The sequence below is a fragment of the Kitasatospora sp. NPDC028961 genome (genome assembly GCF_055564815.1).
On record NZ_JBVHVO010000011.1, the window covers coordinates 1 to 1,671 of the forward strand.

Here is a 1,671-nt window from a genome sequence, read left to right on the forward strand (position 1 = left end):
GCCCGGTTACATTCCGAACCCGGAAGCTAAGCCTCACAGCGCCGATGGTACTGCAGGGGGGACCCTGTGGGAGAGTAGGACGCCGCCGAACAATTATTCAAGGCCGCGGCCCCAGCGATTCGCTGGGGCCGCGGCCTTTTTGTTTTTACGCACGTATGCACCCCGGCACGACAGAGGACTTTCGCCCAGGCGCGGGGTCCCGGTCGATGCCGGACAATGGAGATGGTGCTCGGCCAGGAGGCCGGCATCGAACCGCGCGAGGGCAGTGGTGTCGCCTCCATCCGCGGTAGAGCTGAAGCAACAAGAGGAGTCACCACAATGTCGAACCAGCCCCAGGACCGTCCCGAGCGTCGATCGGACGACGGCCGCGGCTACGAGCCCCGGTCTCGTGGGGGCTGGTCCAACGACCGAGGTCCGCGTCGCGACGACCGTGACGACCGTCCGCGTCGTGACGACCGCCCTTCGGGCGGTGGCTTCAACCGTGACGACCGTCCGCGTCGTGACGACCGTCCCTCCGGTGGCGGTGGCGGCGGTTTCCGTCGCGACGACCGTCCGTCCGGTGGTGGCTTCAACCGTGACCGTGACGACCGTCCGCGTCGTGATGACCGGCCCTCGGGCGGTGGCTTCCGCCGTGACGACCGTCCCTCCGGTGGCGGTGGCGGCGGTTTCCGCCGCGATGACCGTCCCTCGGGTGGCGGTGGCGGCGGTTTCCGTCGCGACGACCGTCCGTCCGGTGGTGGCTTCAACCGTGACCGCGACGACCGTCCGCGTCGTGATGACCGCCCCTCGGGCGGTGGCTTCCGCCGTGACGACCGTCCCTCCGGTGGCGGTGGCGGCGGTTTCCGCCGTGACGACCGTCCCTCGGGTGGCGGTTTCAACCGCGACCGCGACGACCGTGGCGGTTTCCGCCGTGACGACCGTCCGTCCGGTGGTGGCTTCAACCGTGACCGCGACGACCGTCCGCGTCGTGACGACCGTCCGTCCGGCGGTGGCTTCCGCCGTGACGACCGTCCCTCCGGTGGCGGTTTCAACCGCGACCGCGACGACCGCGGTGGCTTCCGCCGTGACGACCGCCCCTCCGGTGGTGGCTTCCGTCGCGACGACCGGCCCTCGGGCGGCGGCTTCAACCGCGATGACCGTCCGCGTCGTGACGACCGTCCGTCCGGTGGTGGCTTCCGCCGTGACGACCGGCCCTCGGGCGGCGGCTTCAACCGCGATGACCGTCCGCGTCGTGACGACCGTCCGTCCGGCGGTGGCTTCCGCCGTGACGACCGTCCGTCCGGTGGCGGTTTCAACCGCGACCGTGACGACCGTCCGTCCGGCGGTGGCTTCCGCCGCGATGACCGTCCGTCCGGTGGCGGGTTCAACCGTGACCGTGACGACCGTCCGCGTCGTGACGACCGGCCCTCGGGCGGTGGCTTCCGCCGTGACGACCGTCCGTCGGGCGGTGGCTTCAACCGTGACCGTGACGACCGTCCGTCCGGCGGCGGTTTCCGCCGTGACGACCGCCCGAGCGGGTTCAACCGTGACCGTGACGACCGTCCGCGCCGCGATGACCGTCCCTCCGGTGGCGGGTTCAACCGTGACCGTGACGACCGTCCGTCCGGCGGCGGTTTCCGCCGTGACGACCGCCCGAGCGGGTTCAACCGTGACCGTGACGACCGTCCGCGT

1 rRNA gene and 1 pseudogene are annotated in these 1,671 nt (G+C 71.3%); both read left to right on the forward strand.

Annotated elements, in window-relative coordinates:
- Positions 1-91: ribosomal RNA gene (gene rrf / locus ACZ4UX_RS20660) — 5S ribosomal RNA — on the forward strand; the annotation flags it as partial.
- A 470-nt stretch (positions 92-561) separates the two neighbouring features.
- Positions 562-1,671, forward strand: a pseudogene (locus ACZ4UX_RS20665) (hypothetical protein); the annotation flags it as partial.